The sequence below is a fragment of the Leptospira adleri genome, from assembly GCF_002811985.1.
GTDB lineage: Bacteria > Spirochaetota > Leptospiria > Leptospirales > Leptospiraceae > Leptospira > Leptospira adleri.
Genome location: NZ_NPDU01000097.1, coordinates 1 through 14,264, shown reverse-complemented (window position 1 = coordinate 14,264; position 14,264 = coordinate 1). Strand labels below are relative to the sequence as shown.

Annotated in this window: 13 protein-coding genes; 5 read left to right on the top strand and 8 right to left on the bottom strand. The window is 43.9% G+C overall.

Annotation, left to right across the window (positions count from 1 at the left end; translation table 11 throughout):
- The 3 genes from CH376_RS21915 to CH376_RS21905 form a co-directional block, all read left to right on the top strand.
- Window positions 1–560, top strand: a 560-nt coding sequence (locus CH376_RS21915) for an AAA family ATPase (protein ID WP_100788410.1), incomplete at its 5' end; no start/stop codon positions are given.
- Window positions 553–1,377 carry an ABC transporter permease gene (locus tag CH376_RS21910; RefSeq protein WP_100785436.1) on the top strand — a complete coding sequence of 275 codons (825 nt, stop codon included), beginning with the start codon at window positions 553–555 and terminating at the stop codon, window positions 1,375–1,377. The genes CH376_RS21915 and CH376_RS21910, both read left to right, overlap by 8 nt.
- 92 nt (window positions 1,378–1,469) lie before the next feature.
- Window positions 1,470–2,990: an HDOD domain-containing protein gene (locus CH376_RS21905; protein WP_100785437.1), complete on the top strand. Its 1,521-nt coding sequence runs from the start codon at window positions 1,470–1,472 to the stop codon at window positions 2,988–2,990.
- 5 nt (window positions 2,991–2,995) lie between these two features.
- Here CH376_RS21905 and rsmA read toward each other — a convergent pair whose 3' ends face one another.
- The 8 genes from rsmA to CH376_RS21865 form a co-directional block, all read right to left on the bottom strand.
- On the bottom strand, window positions 2,996–3,895 hold the full coding sequence (gene rsmA, locus CH376_RS21900) for a 16S rRNA (adenine(1518)-N(6)/adenine(1519)-N(6))-dimethyltransferase RsmA (protein WP_100785438.1): 900 nt from the start codon (window positions 3,893–3,895) through the stop codon (window positions 2,996–2,998).
- Complete coding sequence (locus CH376_RS21895) at window positions 3,858–5,810, bottom strand: ComEC/Rec2 family competence protein (protein ID WP_100785439.1); 1,953 nt, start codon at window positions 5,808–5,810, stop codon at window positions 3,858–3,860. The genes rsmA and CH376_RS21895 overlap by 38 nt, the downstream gene beginning before the upstream one ends.
- A gap of 477 nt (window positions 5,811–6,287) precedes the next feature.
- A complete protein-coding gene (gene trpS / locus CH376_RS21890; RefSeq protein ID WP_100785440.1) occupies window positions 6,288–7,256 on the bottom strand; it encodes a tryptophan--tRNA ligase in 969 nt (322 codons plus the stop codon).
- Entirely contained in the window at window positions 7,253–9,085 is a 1,833-nt protein-coding gene (locus CH376_RS21885) for a hypothetical protein (protein ID WP_100785441.1), read from the bottom strand. The genes trpS and CH376_RS21885 overlap by 4 nt, the downstream gene beginning before the upstream one ends.
- A 4-nt stretch (window positions 9,086–9,089) precedes the next feature.
- Window positions 9,090–9,683, bottom strand: coding sequence for a LolA family protein (locus CH376_RS21880; RefSeq protein ID WP_100785442.1), 594 nt, complete (start codon window positions 9,681–9,683; stop codon window positions 9,090–9,092).
- 124 nt (window positions 9,684–9,807) lie between these two features.
- A complete protein-coding gene (locus tag CH376_RS21875; protein ID WP_100785443.1) occupies window positions 9,808–10,767 on the bottom strand; it encodes an electron transfer flavoprotein subunit alpha/FixB family protein in 960 nt (319 codons plus the stop codon).
- An 11-nt stretch (window positions 10,768–10,778) separates the two neighbouring features.
- Complete coding sequence (locus CH376_RS21870; RefSeq protein ID WP_100785444.1) at window positions 10,779–11,540, bottom strand: electron transfer flavoprotein subunit beta/FixA family protein; 762 nt, start codon at window positions 11,538–11,540, stop codon at window positions 10,779–10,781.
- An 83-nt stretch (window positions 11,541–11,623) separates the two neighbouring features.
- Window positions 11,624–11,926 carry an LIC10362 family protein gene (locus CH376_RS21865; protein WP_100785445.1) on the bottom strand — a complete coding sequence of 101 codons (303 nt, stop codon included), beginning with the start codon at window positions 11,924–11,926 and terminating at the stop codon, window positions 11,624–11,626.
- A gap of 80 nt (window positions 11,927–12,006) precedes the next feature.
- On the opposite strand from CH376_RS21865, the gene CH376_RS21860 reads away from it, so the two are divergent.
- Both CH376_RS21860 and CH376_RS21855 read left to right on the top strand, forming a co-directional pair.
- Window positions 12,007–13,191 carry an acyl-CoA dehydrogenase family protein gene (locus CH376_RS21860; protein ID WP_100785467.1) on the top strand — a complete coding sequence of 395 codons (1,185 nt, stop codon included), beginning with the start codon at window positions 12,007–12,009 and terminating at the stop codon, window positions 13,189–13,191.
- Window positions 13,188–13,883 carry an O-methyltransferase gene (locus CH376_RS21855; RefSeq protein WP_100785446.1) on the top strand — a complete coding sequence of 232 codons (696 nt, stop codon included), beginning with the start codon at window positions 13,188–13,190 and terminating at the stop codon, window positions 13,881–13,883. The genes CH376_RS21860 and CH376_RS21855 overlap by 4 nt, the downstream gene beginning before the upstream one ends.
- Window positions 13,884–14,264 lie beyond the last annotated feature (381 nt).

Genomic DNA, 14,264 nt, shown 5'->3' with positions numbered 1-14,264 from the left:
AAAAAACCGGAATAGCGGACGCGGCCTCCAAAAAAGTGGCAGGCTACTCCAAAGGAATGTTACAAAGGCTCGGTCTTGCGTCCGCTTTGATCGGAGATCCCGAACTTCTAATTTTGGACGAACCCGGCTCGGGACTCGATCCTAAAGGTTATATCGATTTCCGTGAAACTCTCGTGGAAGAAAACAAAACCAAGGGCACAACCGTATTATTAAATTCTCATAGACTTTTGGAAGTCGAAAAGGTCTGTCACGAGATCGGAATTCTCAACCTCGGATCTCTCGCAGCGATCGGGCCTCTGGAGTCCTTGAAGGAAGGGAAGAATCGAATTCTCCTAAAAGTGGAATCCGTTTCTCAAGAATTGGATTCTTATATCCGCAAAATTTCCACGGAACAAAAGATAATGGAGAATCAAATCGAGTTTCTTCCCACGAACGAAATCGATCTTAGAAAAATCCCTGCGGAACTCGTCGCGCTCGGAGCCAACATTCTAAAGTATGAAAGAATCACCGAATCCTTGGAGGAAGTTTTCCTCAGAGTCACAGGAGAACATCATGAATAATCTTTCCTGGATCCAAGATCAGATTCCTAAAGTTTTTTCAATCGCGTTACTCGCGCTGAGGGAAACTCTTAGAAAAAGAATCGTATATTTCATTTTTATAATATCTGCTCTTTTTTTATTTTTTAATTTCAGTTGCGATATTCAAGTCGGCGGAGCGGATCAATCCGGAAATCCGAATTTTCAGATTTACATCGTATTTCTTTTTTTCGCTTTTTGGAATACGGTCCTGGCCTTGTTCCTTCCCGTTTCTCTTTTGGGGGAAGAATTGGAAAATAAAACCTATCTCCCGATTCTTTCCAGACCCGTTTCCTCCTTAACGTATCTTTTCGGAAAATCCTTCGGAGTCTTTTTTCTGATTTTGGCGAATGCGGTTTTTTTGATCGGGACTTATCTCGCAAAACAGCAGTTATCCGGAGGATTTTTTTCCTGGGATCTTTTGAAAGCCTGTATTACGATGTTTCCCGTTTTTTACTTTTTGATCGTCTTCGGATTCTTACTCGTTTTATCTTTTGGCAAGAACGCCGCTTTTTTCGGAGGCCTGGCGGTTTTGATTTTCTCCACGTTTCTGGATCTTTTTATCTACGAACAGGCGGCAGCGAGTTTGGTCCAAACGACCGATCTGAAGAAACAAATTCTGGAAGTGATCTATTGGATTCTGCCTCAAGAAGGGACGATCTTTTTCTTTTCGAGTTCTCTTCTTGCAAAGAGCCTTTCCCAGGTTCACTACTACGGGGAATATTCCTTGGTACAGATCGGGGCTTGGATTTTTCTCTCTTTAGGTTTGGGAAAAGTTGTTCTGGACAGGAAAGAACTTTGACCTAAAAGTACCGATTGACAAATCTCTAAAGAGTCATAATTCTACCTTGGGTCGACGTTTTGCCGGCCCGATTGGATTTTGGAAATCGGTTAATGAAGATTCAATGGTATCACTACGAAAAGGAAGGTTATTATCTTTCCGTCAAGAATCTCAACGTTCCCATCGAATCCCTCAATCCTCTTTATCTTAGAATCACACATCTCAATCGAAACATAGATAAGATCATCAGCTTTCTTCTGGATCGTTATCTTCAATACCTGGACATCTCTTCGCTTCGAGAATGTATCTTTTCCATTCTGAGGGAAACGATCATGAACGCGGTCAAAGCAAATCAGAAGAGGGTGATTTTCCAGGAAGCGGATTTGGACATCAACGATCCGAAACAATACTCGATCGGAATGGAGAAGTTCAAATCGGAACTTATCTCCAAAAAAGATTTATATACGGATCTTTTGGAAGCCAAGGGGTTGCACGTTCTGGTCACCTTCGGTTTTAATCAGAACAGTTTTTTATTAAAAGTCGCGAACAACGTAAGCATTCTTCCGGAAGAGGATCAAAGAGTTCAGGAGAGAATTTCGAAAGCCCATACTTACAACGACCTTTCCGAAGTTTTCGAAAATCACGGGGACGAATCCGAAGGCGCGGGACTCGGGTTGGCGATGTCTTTGTTGATGTTGAAAAACGAAGGGATCGAAGGGGATTCTTATCGGATCAAATCGGAAGAAGGCGTCACTTCCGCTTATATCAAGATTCCTTTCGGTTTTAAAAAACGAAATATTAATCTTCAGAAAACGGGAGAGATTCTTTCCGAAGTCGACACACTCCCCACGTTTCCGGACAATATCAATCAGATCATGAGTTTGATCAACAAGCCTGATTCTTCGATTCAGAGTATCACTGAACTTGTGGGAAGGGACGTTTCGCTTTCGACTAACATTCTTAAGTTGGCGAACTCCGCCTCGTTCAGTCAGAGGGCGCGGGTTGAAAACTTGGAAGACGCGATCAAAGTCATCGGTTTGTCGGAGTTGAACAACATTCTTCTGAGTTTAGGAACCAAAAAAATATTAGAAGAACGTTATAAAGAATTCGAAGCGATCTGGGAAAGATCGAGCCTGTCGGCGTTTATCTGCAGAAGACTCGGAGAAAGAATGGAATGGAAAAAACAAACCATCACCGTTTTGGTCTGCGCGGCTCTTTTGCACGACGTGGGCCGGGTAATTCTGCTTTCTTTGGAACCGGAAATTTCTTCCAAAATTTCTGAACTTCTCGGGAATCGATCTTTTCCGTCGCCTTTGACTTTGGAAGAAGCCGCATTAGGAATTTCGCATACTACCTTGGGTGGAATGATCTGCGAGAAGTGGAATTTTTCGGATACGATCCGGGTTTCCGCGGAAATGCACCATCGACCTCTTCTCGTAAAAAAGGAATTTCAGGACGCGGTTTTTTCCATCTATCTTTCCGATATGATCATCGATATCTCGCAGGGCCTCGCCGACTTTTCTCTGATTCAGACTTCCGTGCTGCAACATTTCGGTTTTAAGAAAGAGGAAGAATTCTCCGAATTTACAAAGAGGATTTTGCGGGAATATTCGGATTTTAATAAGAAGTCTTAGAAACTTTAGTTTAACATTTTTTTCACCGAGCTTGAGAGCGATCTTGCGGCCTCGTGAAAGTCCTTCGGCCTTAATTCTTCCGGTCTTTTGTCCGTGTCGATCTTTGCGTTTTCTAAAGCGATAAAACATTCCGTACGGAAAAATTCTTCCGAAAAATTCTTTGATGATTGCACTTCGAGTGGAAGAGAAGTGATCGGCGCGTCCCGAAAAGACGACGTCAGTTTTTTACGTTTTCCCCAGAACGCCATTCTGCAAAGACATTCCAGTGCGATAAATCCGAACTCGTCGCCAAACACCGGTTTGGCTCTGTATTCTAAAACGGAAGAGTCGACGTTCGGTCTAGGATAGAATGCTCCGGCCCTGATGTCTTTTTTGAGTTTCCAGTCTCCGTACGCGGATAAGTAAAACCGAATCGACGAGGGTTCGTTTGAAATTCTTTTTGCAAATTCCTTTTGAACGAGAAAGGTCGCGCCGACCAGGCCTTTTAAATTTTTAACGGCGCTCAACGTGAGTTCGGAAGAAATGTAATACGGAAGATTTCCGAAAAGATAAACGTTTTGATTTCCGTATTCGGAAAGAAAGTCGAGCGCGTCTCCTTCTCTGAGCTCGAACTCGGGAAGATATTCCCGCAACCAAGACGCGTAAACCGGATCGATTTCGAAAAGAGTCACCGGTTTGTGAAAGTCTAAAAGTCCGTGAGAGATCGCTCCTAAGCCGGGGCCGATTTCCAAAATACGATCGACGGACGAAAGAAGATCTTCGCTCAAACCTGAGAGAATGATCTTGATCGCATTCGGATCGATGAGAAAATTCTGTCCCCATTTTTTGAGCGGGGCGGAAGACTTGGATTCCAGAAATTTTTTGATTTCAGAAACTTTTCGAAAGGGGTATTCTCTGGAGCTCATCTTTCTCCAGAAACACCCAACTCTCCGAAAGCCCAAGCAGTTTTCGATTTCGATTCCAGACTTCCGCACGATCGTCGCTCCCAAAAGGGGTTTCTAAAAGAATCCATCCTTTTCCCGATTTTGTATTTTGAACGAGTGAAGACAAAGAGTCGTTTTTTGTGTGAAAGAATAGAATCTTAGAATCGCTCGGAAGGGGAATTTCTCGGACCCGCTTCGTTTTTTTGAGACGAACATCGCTTACAAGATTCCAAAGATCCGCGTCTCGACCCGAGTAGAGCAGTTCCGAGGTTCCGGAATTTTTAGAGCAAAGAAAAGCCCAGCTCAGACAAGATTCATCGTCCACGTAGATTTTATTTAGTTCTTTTCCGTTCAAAGAATCGCAGTAATTGCTTTTCGAGGTTTGAAACGCATTCGAGATCTTCCTGTTCGCATACTTGCACTTTCCGGAAAAGAAAAGAGAATCTCCGTTTCGAAGAAGAAAGAAAAAACGGTTGTTGACGATTCGATTTTGTTTCGGGAAAAAATCCGGCGATTTGTATAAGACAAAGTGAATTCCGATGATACAAGAGAAAAAAAGAAAACTAAAGATCGGACGAAGTTTTTTTAATAAATTTCGATTTTTAGATTCTATAGAATATTCTATATTTTGAATATTTAAAAATGGATTTTTTATATCTTTTTTCTGAATGAAAGTTCTCTCCCACCAAGCTGCGAAAAAGCAGACAAAAAGTGAAAGGAAAAACCAGCCTAATATTCCGATCCAGAGGGCGTCGCCCATTTCCTTATAAAACCCGAGAGGTTTTGAGAGGGAATCGGAAAGATAAAAAAGGATTTGAATCAAAAATTCAGTCAACGACCAAGAGCAATCCGATAAAAACCGAATTCCGGTTTCGTGGAATATTAGAGAAATGTAAAGGATCGGGAGAAGAATTCCGGCCAACGGAACTACGATGAGGTTGAGAAGAATCGAACCGAAACTGAATGCTCCGAAAGAGAAGAGCAAAACGGGCATGGTTCCCAAACCCGCCGAAAAAGAAACGATTAGGTTTTCCTTCAAAAAGGAAAAAACCGAATTCTCCTTGGAAATAAAGTCGAGTGAAACTTGGATCGGATACGAAAAGAAAAAAATTCCGGCGACTGCTCCGAAAGAAAGACAAAAGGAAATCGAATAGAATCGGGGAGGATCCCAGATCCAAAGGATCCAAGCGGAACAAATAAGAAGATCGATCGGCCGCAGTTTTCGGAAAAAAAGTCCTTGGACCAAAAGTAGTCCGGCGAAAATCCATGCCCTCGTTAGAGAAACGGGATAACCTAAAGCCGAAAGATAGAGAAAGCCGGTTAAAAGGGGAAGAATTCTGGGCGCCGCGTATCCAAGAATCGGAAAAAAATTAAGAAGTCGAAACTGAACTCCCATGAGAATTCCTAAGTGAAGACCCGATGCCGCAAAAAGATGTAGGATTCCTCCTTCCTTCGCCTTTTGTTTGAAGTCTTTGGAAAGTTGTTTGGCTTCTCCGAAAACGAGTCCAAGTGCGATTCGGTTTGTGTTCTTTTCTAAGTTTGCTTCTTTGAGGTGTTGTAAAATTCTTTCTCTGAATCGATTCTGAAAACGAATTTCGATTTCTCCGAAGAGATTTTTTCTCGAAAATGAAAAGGCGCGATTTCCGGTTTCTTGCCGAAATCGTTCCGGGTACAAAATCGTCGCCAGGAAGAGGAATAATATTCCAAAAATAATATATTCTAAAGTTATTAAGTTATTTTTTCGAAAAAGAATTGCGGAAAAGAGGATGATCAAAATTCCCATCCAGAGAAAACCGGTTTTCGGAAAAAGGAATTGAATGCAGATTCCGATCAAGGTTCCGAGAGAGAATTTAGAGAAGAAGGAACAAGGTTTCCAGTTGCGAATGTGTTTTCCCATACCCTAAACGGTTCCGGGATTTGTCCGGACGGAGCGGTTTTATAAAGATCAATTTCCAAGATTGGAAATTGATCGAAACGGATTGGATTTTTATACTTTTGGACTCGCGACAAACGAACTTGAATTGGATTTCCAGAGATGAACTGAATTTTTAAAAAGAACCCGTCGTAGTTCCGACATTTTGCCGTAAAAGTTGCGAGCCCCACCCTGAATTTGGGCGGTGGAGGCGGGTTCGTGGGAAAACTCGGGAGACTTTGCTATATCAGAAAAATCTTACGTTTGCAAGCAAAAAGTTTTTCTTCCTTCCGCTGTGGGAACTCCTACAAAACTACCAGTGAGTCTTTCTCATTCCAAAATTCTTTTTTTAGATGTGGCAATTAGATTCTGACCAAGCACGGAATTCGTCGCTCTCTTAGGGTGAATCGAAAAAAGAGTCAGGGCTTGTTTGCGAGAATGTCAAAGGGAATTTCGCGATCTTTAAAAGCGATACATTCCCAGTTCGTTTCGAACTCGGTCCAGAACTCCGGTGATCGTCTTCTGCGCTTTTTCTTTTCCTTTTTTTAGGGCGCTTTCTACGAAGGCAGGATCGGCTCCGATTCTTTCCCTTTCCCTTCTGAAAGGAGCAAAGTAGTCTAACGTGTCCTGAAGAAGTTGTTTTTTGAGATCTCCGTATCCCGTTCCGGGCGTCAGAAATTTTTCCCTTAAGGTTTCCTTCCCCTTCGTATCCAAGAATAAGGAGTGGATCGCAAAGATATGACTTTTATCCGGATCTTTCGATTCGTCGACTCCGGCGGAATCGGTCATAATAGACATTATGGATTTCTTAAGTTCTTTTTCTGAATCAAAAAAGTTGATCGTGTTTCCGTAAGACTTGGACATCTTCTGCCCGTCCGTTCCGGGCACAAGCGCGGTGGCCTCGTCTATCTCCGGTTCCGGAATCTTAAAAACGTTTCCGACTTCTCTGTTGAATACGGACGCGATGTCCCTCGCGTATTCCAAGTGTTGTTTCTGATCCTTTCCGACCGGAACCCGATCGCTGTCGAAGCCGAGAATATCCGCGGCCATCAGAACCGGATAAAAGAAAAGTCCGCCTCTGGGATGAAATCCTCTCGCGATCTTATCCTTATAAGAATGCGCCAACTCCAAATGATTTACCGAAATGGAATGACTCAGATACCAAGTCAGTTCCGTAACTTCCGTTACCGAAGATTGAAGCCAGAACGTGCATTTTTCCGGATCGATTCCGAGTGCGAGGAAGTCACAAACGGCGTTATAAGTGTTTTCCTTCTGTTTGTCTTTGGATGAGAATGTGGTTAGGGAATGTAAATCCGCAACGAAACAATAGAGGTCGGTTGTGTTTTGGTATTCTTTGAGTTTTCGAATGACGGAGAAAAAATTTCCTAAGTGAAGTTTTCCGGAGGGCTGGACTCCTGTGAGAATCCTCATGCTTCCTCCATTCTTGTCGTTTCGTATTCTTTTCCGGCGAGTCTTTCGTATTCTTTCATCAGAGCAGATAGTTCCGTTTCTATTTTTTTATGTAAGGTCAATTTTGTGATCGTAGCTTTGTCTTTGTATATTACGGAATAGTTATATAAAAGTTTCGCCATTTCCAAAAAGACAAAGTCCAATGTTTTTCCGTTGAGTCGATTTCCTGAAACCACCGTGGAATCGTAATACGGAATAAATCTATGTAGGATTTTAATTTCTTCGATTACCTTTTCTTTGGACACTAAAACCCGGTCGTTCAACTTTCCCGCGGTCTCATACTGTCTTGCCAAAAGGTGATTTTCCACGAGGATATTTAGTTTTTCGGCGAACTTTCCCATAAACCCGGCCGCGTCTCCGAGAAGTTTTAAAAGATTCTGAGTAATCTGATCTTCTACTCCCGCGCTGGATGTCGTATGTTCGTTGTAAGTCGCAAAGCTATACTGAAAACTCGGATATTTTTTGTTAAAGGCGTCTAAAAGCCGGAGTAGGTTATTGATCTGTTCAATATCACCTTTGAAAAGTCCGGGAAGCATGATGATTACGTCGCGGCTTTGGTTCTTGGTCCCGATCTTTACGGTTCCTTCTAAGATAGGAGCGTAAGAAGCCTGAAAGTCGCGAAGTAAAAGATACATCAACTTGTGAGGAGTTCCTTTGAACGCGGACTTGATCGATGCCGATTGCATGTTTTCAGGAACGTGATTTTCGAAGTAGTCGTCGACGATCTGATTCAGAAAGTCGAAATTCATTCTTCCTTTGTCGTCGATCCTGAAATATCTTTCTCTCAGGTTTTGAAGTTCCTCTTTTCGATTGAGTCGTGTTTGGATATCGTCCGCCAATCGTATCAGAGTCGTTTCCACTTCTTTGATGATATCGGAAGAACCTTGGAATTTCGTTTCGTTGATCGGAGGTACGTTGAGCTGTTGAACGATTTCTTCCCAGGAGATCATTCTCTTTGTCGCTACGATGTGAAACGCACGGATCGCGTCCGTCATTCTAGGTCTTCCGTTTTCAAGATTCAAACCGTAGGTAAGACCGGCCATGATCTGAGGCATTCTTGGGACGAGTTTTTCGTCCTTTCGGATGAGTTCCGGAACCTGAGTCATGATGATGTCTTTCGAATCCTCCCGGCTCAGGTGACGCGCATAATAAAGTTCTAATTTAGTGGCGCGGTTGAGAAAAATTTCGGGGGAAATCTGATCGATGAACAAACTGTCCAAAGAGATGATGCTGTTCAGTAGTTTATTAAAATTTAATACAACATTGTAAACGAGAGGTTTCCAATATCTCCATCCTTGTTGTTCGCAAAAGCGAAGCGCCTGGATGGTCGCTATGATCTGATCCTCTTTTAAAAATTTAAAAAGATTCTGAACTCCGGGAGCGATCTGCAACTTTCTTCCGAGAAAACCCACGTCGATCGTTCCTGTGTCCTTCGCGAATTTATTGATCGCAGCGTTTCCTCCGAAGAGGTTGGCGAGAAAGCCGATTCCGGCCGCGGAAGAGGCCGCATCGTTTTTCTTTTGTTGGCTTTGTCTGGGAGCGGTTCTTGCGGATGTTGAAGCCTTTTCCGAATTTCTTTTGGACTTGTCTTCGTCGTCCGACTTCTTATTGTCCTCTTGTTTTTTTTTCTCAAAGTCCTCGTCGACTTTTTTCATCAGATCGATTCGAATAAAGATATCGTTCGACTTTTGAATGACTTCGTCGATCTGCTCCTGATGTTCGGGGCTTCTCTGTTTTCGATAGAGATCCGCAAATATCTTGTGGGCGTCGGTCCTTGAGTTTAGAGACAAAAGACTATTCCTTTTCGTTTAACGGGTTTTCAACGATCTGCGCGCTGGAAGGTGCGCTGAAGTTAAAAAGAGAAGCCGACAAACCTACGTTAGTCTGCACACCGGAGAAACTGATCGAAGTATATTCGCCTGATCCTCTGTGTTTCATTCTTAACGATTTCGGTGTGTTATCGGGATTCATTGTTACAACAATTTCTTCGTATGTTTTTGTCGGCGATTTAAGACGGATCGATCCGCCGACTTGGGACACTTCTTCGTAACCGCTTAACAATCCAAAGACGCCGCCCGTACTTCCTCGTAGGTCTTGTTTGCCGACGATCGCTCTTGCTGGAGAATAGAACCAAAGAAATCTTCCGTTGGAAGATACAACCCTGCCGTCTGAGAATTTGACGTGTAAATAGTTCGGTTTCTTAAAGGAAAGTGTTCCGGAAATTTCGTTATTGATGGTTACGCTGGCTCGAAGACTGGAAATTTCTCCCATTCTTCCTAAGAGTGCGTTGAGTCTGTCGCGTCCAGGATCCCCTGAAACAGAAATGCCGCAGACTAAGATCAGTCCTGCGGCACCCGGGAGTAGTCTCCTGATTTTCAAAAATGCCATAGTTTCAAACTATGGGCAAAGGTTGATTATCCAAGTACTTTTTTGAATAAAAACTCATGCTCAACTCATAAATGCCGCCCCATAGGAAGGCATTTATGAGTTTCGAATTCGTTTCGCAGGTTGATTATCCAAGTACTTTTTTGAACTCTGCAGTCACCGCAGGAACCACTTCAAAAAGGTCTCCAACGATTCCGTAAGTCGCAACCTTGAAGATCGGAGCGTCTCCGTCTTTGTTGATCGCAACGATATACTTGGAAGATCCCATTCCCGCTAAGTGCTGGATCGCGCCGGAAATTCCGCAAGCGATGTAGCAATTTGGAGAAACGGTTTTTCCCGTTTGTCCGACTTGGTGAGAGTGAGAAATCCAACCCGCGTCCACGGCAGCACGAGAAGCTCCGAGAGCTGCGCCGAGGGTATCAGCGAGTTCTTGAAGAATCGGCCAGTTTTCCGGTCCTTTGATCCCGCGTCCGCCGGAAACGATGATCGAGGCTTCAGTCAACTGAACCTTAGAACCTCCGCTCAAATCGGAAGAAACGATTTTTACTTTCGCATCACCGGCCGCAGGAGAAGCCGCTTCCACAGCTCCCGCTCCCGCTTTCTGAGCGATCTCTTGCGAGTTCGGACGAACGGTAAAAATTTGGATCGGACTGGTTACTTTAAAATTTGCGTAGGCTTTTCCGGAGTAGATCGGTTTTTTTGCGACAACCTTTCCACCGTCAACGGAGAATCCGACTACGTCAGCTACGATTCCCGCTCCAGCTTTTACGGCAACACGAGGAGAATAATCTTTTCCTTGTGAAGTGTGTGGAAGAAGAACCACCGCAGGGTTTTGTGCTTTGATTACTTCCGCTACAAGGTTGGAATAAGTTTCCGCGTTGTATTCTCCGGAGTTTACGGTGATGATCGTGTCCGCTCCGACTGCAGCCAATTCGGGAGCGTGTTTTTCAACTCCGCTTCCGATGAGAAGAGCTACAACTTTACCGCCGATGGAATCAGCGATCTTTCTTCCTGCGGAAGTGATTTCTCTGGAGATTTTTTTAAGTTCTCCGTCTTTCAATTCGCCAACAATTAATACGTTGCTCACGGGTGTTCTCCTTAAATGACCTTAGCTTCTTCTCTGAGAGCTTTCACGAGTTGAGATGCAAATGCGTTTGCGTCTGCGGCTTCCAGTTTTCTTCCGGGAATACGCGGCGGAGGAGGCTCGAGTCCTACAACTTCGATTTTGCTTGCAGGGTTTCCAAGATCGGCTGCGGATTTTGTTTCCACCGGCTTCTTCTTAGCGGTCATAATTCCTTTGAGAGATGGATAACGAGGTTCGTTGAGTCCTTTTTGCGCGGTAAGAGCCACTGGAGTTGAAGTTTCGACGGTTTGAGTTCCACCTTCCACTTCTTTAGTCGCCTTTACGGCGGTTCCGTTGATTTCAAGGCTCACGGCAAATGCAACGTGAGGAATTCCGAGAAGTTCCGCAACTTGAACTACAACTTGAGAAGAATCGGTATCGATGGACTGTCTTCCTCCGATGATTACGTCCGCGTTTTCAGCCTTCGCGAAATTAGCGATCAGCTCCGCAGTGTTGTTCGTATCAAAAGGAACGTAGTTGTCGACTTTGACATGAACCGCGCGATCTGCGCCCATAGCGTAAGCGGTTCTAAGAGCTTCTACAACTCTGTCTGGTCCAAGGGAAACAGCGATTACTTCGCCACCGTGTTTTTCACGCAGTCTGATTCCTTCCTCGATAGCAAATTCGTCATAGGGAGAAATAATCCACTTGATTCCGGCTTCGTTGATGGATTTATCCCCTACTTTAATACTGGTTTCGGTGTCAGGTACCTGTTTCACTAATACGATGATTTTCATTAAATGGGTACTCCAAAAAAAATTAGTGCTGTTAACACAAAAATCTTGTGTCTATGTAGTGCAAACCACTTTTTTAAGCAAGTCTAAGCGATCTCATCGGTTGAGAATAGATATTTCAACCAGTAATACGTCCAGACCATAAATCCGATTACGATCAGAACGTTCGCGTCCGTCTTTAAGAAAAAAGCAAGTCCCCAAAAAAGCGGGAGCAACATCCAAGCGCAAAGAGACAGAAGTAGGAAAAGGGAATTCTTTTGAAACGGAGAATTGAGGGCGTTTTGAAACCCGATCCTGAGTGAAGAAAGGCTTTTCGGAGTTCCTTGTTCTTTGTAAGATAGGAAGAAAAAAAGTCCACACAGGATTGTCAAAATGAGAGCGTAGATCATAAGATAGTTTTTGGAAAAGAAAGATTCTCTGTCGAGCTGTTTTAGTCGCAGGAATGAAGGATATTAGAGAAGAGGAAAACATGAGAGCATTACTAGAAAAACCGAATGATTTATACAACCCGACCGAGAACCACTTAGCGCTTCGGGAAAACGTCGCAAAATTCGCAAAGGAGAATATGGATCTTCAGGCGAAGGAGAACGACGAACACGAGACCTTCAATCTCCCTCTCTTTCGGAGAATCGGTTCCGAGCTGGGTCTGTTCGGAGTCACCGTTCCGGAAGAAGACGGCGGGATGGGAATGGACGCGGTCGCCGCGGTGATCATTCACGAAGAGATGTCGGCTTACGATCCCGGATTTATGCTTTCTTATCTCGCTCACGAAGTATTGTTCGTAAACAATTTCTATCATAGTGCAAATCCCGCACAAAGAGCGAAGTATCTTTCGAAAGTGATTTCGGGAGAATGGATCGGTGGAATGGGGATGACGGAACCCGGAGCCGGAACGGACGTTCTCGGACTCAGAACGATCGCGACCAAAAAAGGCGACAAATACGTATTAAACGGTTCCAAACAATACATCACAAACGGAAGCACGGGAAGCGTATTTCTGATCTACGCGAAGTTGGATAAGAATTCGAAGAAGATGACTTCGTTTATCGTGGAGAGTTCTTTTCCGGGATTTAGTGTGGGAAAAAAAGAAGAGAAGATGGGGATGCGTTCCTCTCCTACGACTCAGCTTATATTCGAAGATTGTGAAGTTCCCGCGGAGAATCTCGTGGGACAGGAAGACGGCGCTCTCGTCCACATGATGAGAAACTTAGAGATCGAAAGAATCACTCTTGCGGCTCAGTCTTTGGGAATCGCAAAACGTTGCGTGGATATCATGGCCGATTATACGATCCGTCATAGGGAGGCGTTCGGTAAAAAATTAGCCGAGTTCGGACAAATCCAAAGACTATTAGCAGAATCTTATGCAGATTTTCAAGCGGCCCGCGCTCTTGTTTACAACGTCGCTTCTCAAATTCATCCGGAAAATCGAAATTCTTTGGGCGCAGCGTCCGCAAAATTAGTGGCGACTCAGATGGCAGAACGAGTGTCTCGGAATGCGATCCAAGCCCTCGGAGGATACGGATATTGCAGAGAGTATCCGGTGGAAAGACTTCATAGAGATTCGATTCTTCTTTCGATCGGAGGAGGAACCAACGAGGCGATGCAGAAGAACATCGTCGCCGACTTGAAAAAAATCTACGAGGGTACTCCTTGAGTCGAAAGAACATTCAACTTACGGAAAAGCTGGAAGAATATATCTTCCGGTTTTCCGTTCGAGAACCTTCCTTATTTCGAAAACTCAGAGAAGAAACCGCAAGATTGGCTCAAGCCAACATGCAGATCAGCCCGGAAGAAGGGCAGTTCCTAAACATTCTTACCAAAATCAGCGGAGCCAGAAGAATTTTAGAGATCGGGACGTTTACCGGTTATTCTTCTCTTTGTTTCGCCTCCGCATTGCCGCCAGACGGTAAAATTCTTTGCTGCGATATCAGCGAAGAATGGACAAAGATCGCCAAACGATATTGGAATGAAGCCGGACTGGAACAAAAGATTCATTTGAAGATCGGATCTGCATTAGAAACTTTGCAAGTGATTTTGGATTCTAAAACTTCGCCGGATTGGGCACCGGACTTCGGTTTCGGTCCGTCTTCCGTCGATCTTGTTTTTCTGGATGCGGACAAAGAAAATTATCCGAACTATTATCCGTTGATTTTAAAACTTCTGAGGTCGGGCGGCCTTTTGATTGCGGATAACGTTCTTTGGGACGGGAGCGTAGTTGACGATTCTCACCAAGAACCTTCCACGATCGGAATTCGAAAGTTCAACGAACTCGCTTACGGCGATCCGAACGTGGATGTCAGCATGGTTCCGATCGCAGACGGGGTTTCCTTGGTGAGAAAGAAGTAGGGTTTATTGAATTTGTATGGAATTATAATTTTTCTTTTTTGACGGTCGCAAAACGTTTTGTCTTTGGTAGATTTTCTTATTTCATTGGGCGTAGAACAATCTCTTCCACTAACTTTTTAGCGTGTTTCTGGCAAACGGTTGAATTCTTTTTAAATTTATAGAATTCGATTTATTCGCGGAAAATTTTAAATCATAAGCGGCTCGTTTATTTCTTAGAATTGTTGCCAATCCTTTGATAAGAGGCCAACGATCACGAGCGCCGTTTTTACGAAATTCGAGCTTTGTGTGAGTTCCCACAATTTGCTTTCCATTTGCGTTTCACCCGGTTTTGAATCCGCTTTTTCAATCGAAACAGGCGTATGAGTTCCCACATTTAGGGGT